Source organism: Nocardia carnea (assembly GCF_029868325.1).
Classification (GTDB): Bacteria; Actinomycetota; Actinomycetes; order Mycobacteriales; family Mycobacteriaceae; genus Nocardia; species Nocardia carnea_C.
In genome coordinates this window covers 1-6,142 of the sequence record NZ_JARWNW010000127.1, presented here as the reverse complement: position 1 = coordinate 6,142, position 6,142 = coordinate 1, and the positions used below count along the sequence as shown (strand labels likewise).

Here is a 6,142-nt window from a genome sequence, read left to right as displayed (position 1 = left end):
TGTTCCTCGGCGAGGTCGCCGAGTTCCTGGGCGTGGGCGGGTGTCCCTTCCACCCCCGGGCCCGCCGCCCTCGCCCCCTCCCCGGTCCCCGGGGCCCCCCGGGGGGGGGGGGGCCCCGGGGCACCTCGGCCGCTAGCGGCGCATGCGCGTGAACCATGCGCGTGCCTGCGGCGTGTACATCGCCGGGATCGCGATCGATACCGCGCAGATATGCCCGATACGGGTGATCGCGACGAGCGCATTCTCGACCGTCGTATCGGGCAGCAGATCGCCGGCGCTGTCGGCCGCTAGGAGCGCGGTGAGCGGCTCCACCAGCAATGAGGCCGTGCCGAGCACGCCGATACCGAGCGCCAGCATGAGACGCGCCCAGCGGTCACCGCGCAGCATCCGCCACGCCACCACCAGCACCACGACATAGATACCGGTACGCAGCAGCCATCCGGCGGCAAGAGCGCCGAGCCCGGTCGATTGCCCGAACTGCCCGCTGCTGTGGACCGCTGTTTCCGCGACACCGAAACCCACCGCGGCGACCAGCGCGCGAAACGCGAGGGTGACCGCCTGAGGGCGCGGCATGGTGGCAGGGGCGCTGTCCACAACGCGTAAGCCGACCTCGTTCATGCCTCCGACACTGCCGCGGCCGTACCGGAACGGGAATCACCCTGCCGTAGCAGACCTTTCCGATACCCGAGTAGGGCGGCGCGTGCCCCGCTCGGTGAGCGCGGCGAACCGGCCCCCACTTCGTTCACCACGGCAGCAGCACATAACCGGGTGCGCTGATGAGCACGAATGGTCGCACAGCCCACGCCACCGTTCGGCGGTGTCGTGGGCGGCTCGGGCGGATCGGTCAGGCGTTCTTACCCGAGACGTCGAGCACCACCTCGAACTCCAGCAGCGAAGCGCCGGTGGCCACCGGTTTGTTCTGCTGCCCGGCATGCGCTTCCTTGGCGGGACCGTCCCGCCAGGCGGCGAAGGACTCCTCGGAATCCCACTGGGTGACGACGAAATACCGGTTCTCACCGGCGGTCGGCCGCAGCAGCTGGAAGCCGAGGAACCCGGGGGAGTTCTCGACGGCATGCGCGCGGTGGGCGAACCGCTTCTCCAGTTCGGGACCCGCGCCCTCGGGGATCTCGATCGCATTGATCTTCACAACAGCCATAGTGCGAGCTTAGTGCTGGAACATCGGAGGCGCTCCGAGCCTCGGGCGGCGGGGCTTGCCGAACCTTGGTCTGCGCTGCTTCGCTGTGTACTCCTCGCCGCCTTCCTCCGGCGCTGCGGGATCGGGGGCCTGGTTGACTCGGCGATCAGGAGGCACTCCGGCCTCGAGGGGTGCGGACTGTCGACTCGAGACTTCACTCCGCCGGGGCTGTCGGGGCGGCGGACTGTCAGCCCCTGCTCTCGGGGGAGACACTCCGTTGAGGGGCGGGCTGTAATTTTGGAGCCGCGCTGTAATTTTGGAGCCGCTCCGCGGCTCGAGGGTGGGGCCCTTGGGTGCCCGGTTCTTCACTCCTCCGCTTCGCTCCCTCGCTCCGTCGCTCCAGAACCGGGCGGGCCCCACCCTGGGGGAGGTGTATCGCGTAGCGGGTGGGTGTGCCCGGTCTGGGTGGGCTCTGGTGGGGTGGCCTGCACGGGGAGGTTCGGATACTCGGGGTGGGTGCTGTGGGGGCGAATTACACTCGGGCCGGTGTTGCACGACGAAGGTGGGTCCGGGGTTCCGATACTGCTGCTGCACGGGTTGATGGGCAGCGCTCGGACCTGGGCGGATCAGGTCGAATGGCTGCGCGGCCACGGTCATGTGTATACCTTCGACGCGGCGGGGCACGGGCGGCCCGCTCCGGCGGAATTGACGACCGAAGCGTTCGTCGCGGATCTGGCCGCAGCCACCGGTCGGATCGGTGAACCGATGGTCGTCATCGGCCATTCCATGGGTGGGCTGCACGGATGGGTTTTCGCAGCCGAGTATCCGGAGCGGGTGCGGGCATTGGTGGTCGAGGATATGGCGGCCGATTTCACCGGCCGTACTGCCGCGCACTGGGCGGCCATGATCGAGGCCTGGCCGCAGCCGTTCGCCGACGAGGTGACCCTGCTGGAGTTCTTCGGCCCGGTCGCCGGGCGTTACTTCCAGCGCTCTTTCGAGCGAACCCCCGACGGTTACCGGCTGCACGGCGAGGTTGCCACGTTCCGCGATATCTCCGAGGAATGGGGCACCCGTGCGTTCTGGCCGCAGTGGCGGCAGGTGCGGGTGCCCACCCTGCTCATCGAGGGCGAGCACACCATCACCCCGCCGGGGCAGATGCGCCGGATGGCCGATCTGCATCCGGCCGCCGAACATATCGTGATCCCCGAGGCGGGTCATCTGGTGCACGACGACCAGCCCGGCCGCTACCGTGCCGCGGTCCGGCGATTCCTCACCCGGGTGCTCGCCACGCAAGCAGCACCGCGCGGCTGACCTGCCATCGTGTGCCGGACGAGCCTGCCCTCGAGCGGCGGTTCCGGCCACACACGTGCGGTCTCAGCCCTCGCCTGCCAGCGCGAACCGGCCGTCCCCGGTCTGCTCGACGAGACCGTCCACCAGCAGTGAATCCAGCGCACGGGCGCGCTGCCCGGGGTCGCGGGTCCAGGCCAGGTCGAGTCGGACACGGTCCACGGGTTCGGCTGCCGCGCGCAGTACGTCGAGTAGCCGGCCGCGTGCCTGCCGGTCGGTGCCCTCGTACTTCTGGGTCCGCCGGGTCGATTCCTGGTGCGGCCGGCCCGCCGTAACCCAGGCGCAGCGGGGCAGGGGGCAGCGGGTGCAGTCGGGCGTACGGGCCGTGCACACCGTCGCTCCGAGCTCCATCAGGGCCGCGGAGAAAACCGCCGCCCGGTCCACCCGGGTGGGCAGCAGTGCCTCGGTTTCACGTAGGTCGCGGGTGGCCGGATTACCGGCCTCGCCCCGTCCGTGTACGGCCCGGGCCACCACTCGGCGAACATTGGTGTCCACCACGGGGACTCGTTGTCCGTACGCGAAACAGGCGACCGCCCGCGCGGTGTAATCGCCGATACCGGGCAAACCGAGCAGCACCTCGACATCGCCGGGGACCTCGTCCCCGTGCTCGGCCGCCAAGACCTGCGCACATTCGTGCAGTCGCAGGGCACGCCGGGGATAACCGAGCTTGCCCCAGGCGCGCAACACCTCACCCGCGCTCGCCGCCGCCATGGCCGAGGGCACCGGCCAGCGCGCCACCCATTCCCGCCAGATCGGTTCCACCCGCGCTACCGGTGTCTGCTGCAGCATGATCTCGCTCATCAGGATCTGCCAGGCGGTGACCCCGGGCCGCCGCCACGGTAGGTCGCGGGCAGTGCGGGTGTACCAGTCGATCAACACATCGGAATCGATCGGGGGCAGCTCGCCTGCAGAGCCGCGGCCCGTCGCCGTGACCGGTCCGCCGACTGCTCCGCTGCTCACCCGAAACGCTCCGTTCTCACTGTGCAGTGCCACCGGTGGCGCGGCTACCGACGCCGTGCTGTAACAGGACCGACTCCGGGGCCAATTCCATATCGTGCAGAATGGACACCATGCCTCAGTCCAACCCGGTGAGTGCCTGGAAGTCGCTGCGCGAAGGTAACGAGCGCTTCATGAACGGCACATTGCAGCATCCTAGTCAGGGGATCGCCGACCGAGCCAAGCTTGTTGGTGGCCAGAGTCCGACCGCTCTCCTGTTCGGCTGCGGTGACTCTCGGGTGGCCGCAGAGTTGATCTTCGATCAGGGCCTCGGCGATATGTTCGTGGTGCGCACGGCCGGCCATGTCATCGACGCCTCCGTCCTGGGTTCCATCGAGTACGGCGTGGGCGTGCTGAACGTTCCGCTGATAGTGGTCCTCGGCCACGACAGCTGTGGTGCAGTCAAAGCGACACTGGACGCGCTCGACGGCGGCGCGGTGCCGGGCGGATTCATTCGCAGCATTGTCGAAAAGGTCGCCCCGTCGATGCTGATCGGCCGTCGCGAGGGGTTGGAAACGGTCGACGAGCTCGAAGCCCGCCATGTGGTGGAAACCAGCAGCCTGCTCATGGAGCGGTCGAAGATCGTGTCCGAACGGGTCGAATCCGGCGATTGCGCCATCGCGTGCGTCACCTACAAGCTGGCCGAAGGCCGTGCTCAACTGCAGCGTGTGGTCGGCCAGATCGGGGAGACCGTCTGACCGTCGTCGTAGGTGCCATCCGGCCGCAAACCCCGGCCGGGCCACCGCGGTGGCGGCCGCCGGACCAGCTTCCGGTGTGCCGTTGACCGCCGGCACCGCCGAATGCGCTTACCGTTGACACGTGTTGGAACCGACAGGACCGTTACCGCCGGAGATCTACTGGCGGCGTCGCGTGTTTGCCATCGGAGCGCTGGTGGTCGCGCTCGCGGTGGTTATCTGGCTGGTCGTGACCGTGACCCGGGGTGGCGGTTCGCCCGAGGCGACCGGGGCCGCGGCCTCGTCCACGGCGACCTCCGAAGCCGCGGCGAGTTCGGCGCCGTCGGCCACCACGACCACCACCGCGAAGTCGTCCGCTACGACCTCGGCCGCCGAATCGTCGCAGCCGGCGCCTGCCGCGTCCGGGCAATGCGCCGACCAATCGCTGGCCATCAAGGTCTCGGTGGCCCAGCCGACCTATCGGGTCGGGGAGGAGCCGGTTTTCGGGATCGTGATCACGAATATCTCCGGTGAGCCCTGTACCCGCGATATGGGGTCGGGGCTGCAACGGGTCTCGGTGCAGACGCTGGACGGTGGACGGCAGTTGTGGGCCAGTACGGATTGCTACCCCGACGGTGAACCCGATCTGCGCACCCTCGATCGCGGCGAGCAGGCCGCGTTCACGGTGACGTGGACCGGTACCACCTCGCAGCCGGAATGTGCGGGGGAGCGGGTGCCGGTCCCCAGCGGGGCATACCACGTGGTGGCCCAGCTCGGGGCGGTCCGCAGCGCACCGGAACCCTTCAACATCGCGGAATAGCGGCGCCCGGCCGGAGCCGTACCGCCGCTATTTCTTCTTCGACAGGCCTGCCAGCCGTAGCGCCGCCCGCAGGCTGGACGCCTCGTGCAGGGTCATACCCGTGTCCTTCGCGGTGACTCCCGGTGGCACCACCGCATTCGTGAACCCGAGCCGTTCGGCTTCGGCCAGCCGGCGGCCGGTGGCGGTGATCCGGCGGACCTCGCCGGCCAGCCCCACCTCACCGAGGATCACCCAGCCCGGCGGGAGCGCGGTATCGCGGGCGGCACCGGCGATTGCCAGTGCGATGGCCAGATCGGCGGCGGGTTCGGTGAGCCGCATCCCGCCCACCGTCGCCGCGTAGACATCCTGTTTGCCGACATAGAGCCCGCAGCGGCTCTGCAGGACGGCCAGCACCATGGCGACCCGGTTGTAGTCCAGCCCGCTGACCGCCCGGCGCGGGGCCGGTACCTGGGTGTCCACGGTGAGCCCCTGGACCTCGCCGACCAGTGGCCGTTTCCCGTCCATCGCCACGGTGACCGCGGTACCGGGCACCGAATCGGTGCGGTGGTGCAGGAACAGACCGGAAGGGTCTGTCACACAGGCGATTCCGTCGTCGTGAAGTTCGAAACACCCCACTTCGTCGGCGCTGCCGAAGCGGTTCTTGATACCGCGCACGATCCGCAAGGTCGAATTCTTGTCACCCTCGAACTGCAGCACCACATCGACCAGATGTTCCAGTGTGCGCGGGCCCGCCACCGCCCCGTCCTTGGTGACATGTCCGACCAGCAGTACCGCGATACCGCTCGTTTTGGCCAGTGAGGTCAGTGCCGCGGTGACCGCCCGGACCTGGGTGACCCCGCCGATTACCCCGTCACTATCGGTGGCCAGCATGGTCTGCACCGAATCCACTACCAGCAGTGTGGGTTTCACCTGATCGACATGTCCGAGCAGAACCGACAGATCCGATTCGGCCGCCAGGTACACCCGCTCGTGCACCGCACCCGTCCGGTCCGCCCGCAACCGTACCTGTCCCGCGGATTCCTCCGCGGTGACATACAGCGCCCGTTCGTCACGTTGTCGTGCCCAGCGATGCGCGACCTCGAGCAGCAGGGTCGATTTCCCCACCCCGGGCTCCCCCGACAGCAGTACCACCGACCCCGCGACGATACCGCCACCGAGTACCCGGTCGAG

Annotated in this window: 7 protein-coding genes; 3 read left to right on the top strand and 4 right to left on the bottom strand. The window is 68.9% G+C overall.

Translation table 11 applies throughout. The features are described from left to right. Nucleotides 1-132: 132 nt before the first annotated feature. The gene (locus tag QH196_RS08960) at nt 133-618 is read right to left on the bottom strand and encodes a hypothetical protein (RefSeq protein ID WP_280415293.1); all 486 of its coding nucleotides are present in this window, start codon (nt 616-618) and stop codon (nt 133-135) included. A gap of 226 nt (nt 619-844) precedes the next feature. Continuing rightward, a complete protein-coding gene (gene mhuD, locus QH196_RS08955; RefSeq protein WP_062972073.1) occupies nt 845-1,156 on the bottom strand; it encodes a mycobilin-forming heme oxygenase MhuD in 312 nt (103 codons plus the stop codon). A gap of 525 nt (nt 1,157-1,681) precedes the next feature. Between mhuD and QH196_RS08950 the strand changes: the two genes are divergently transcribed. Next, the gene (locus QH196_RS08950) at nt 1,682-2,446 is read left to right on the top strand and encodes an alpha/beta fold hydrolase (RefSeq protein ID WP_280415292.1); all 765 of its coding nucleotides are present in this window, start codon (nt 1,682-1,684) and stop codon (nt 2,444-2,446) included. Nucleotides 2,447-2,509: 63 nt separating this feature from the next. Here QH196_RS08950 and QH196_RS08945 read toward each other — a convergent pair whose 3' ends face one another. Beyond that, entirely contained in the window at nt 2,510-3,373 is an 864-nt protein-coding gene (locus tag QH196_RS08945) for an A/G-specific adenine glycosylase (protein ID WP_432279459.1), read from the bottom strand. A 179-nt stretch (nt 3,374-3,552) separates the two neighbouring features. On the opposite strand from QH196_RS08945, the gene QH196_RS08940 reads away from it, so the two are divergent. Then, nucleotides 3,553-4,176: a carbonic anhydrase gene (locus QH196_RS08940; protein ID WP_280415291.1), complete on the top strand. Its 624-nt coding sequence runs from the start codon at nt 3,553-3,555 to the stop codon at nt 4,174-4,176. Nucleotides 4,177-4,297: 121 nt separating this feature from the next. Beyond that, nucleotides 4,298-4,972, top strand: a complete 675-nt coding sequence (locus QH196_RS08935) for a hypothetical protein (RefSeq protein ID WP_280415290.1) — start codon at nt 4,298-4,300, stop codon at nt 4,970-4,972. A gap of 27 nt (nt 4,973-4,999) precedes the next feature. On the opposite strand, the gene radA is transcribed toward QH196_RS08935, so the two are convergent. Next, a partial coding sequence (gene radA / locus QH196_RS08930) for a DNA repair protein RadA (RefSeq protein WP_280415289.1) occupies nt 5,000-6,142 on the bottom strand: 1,143 nt, incomplete at its 5' end.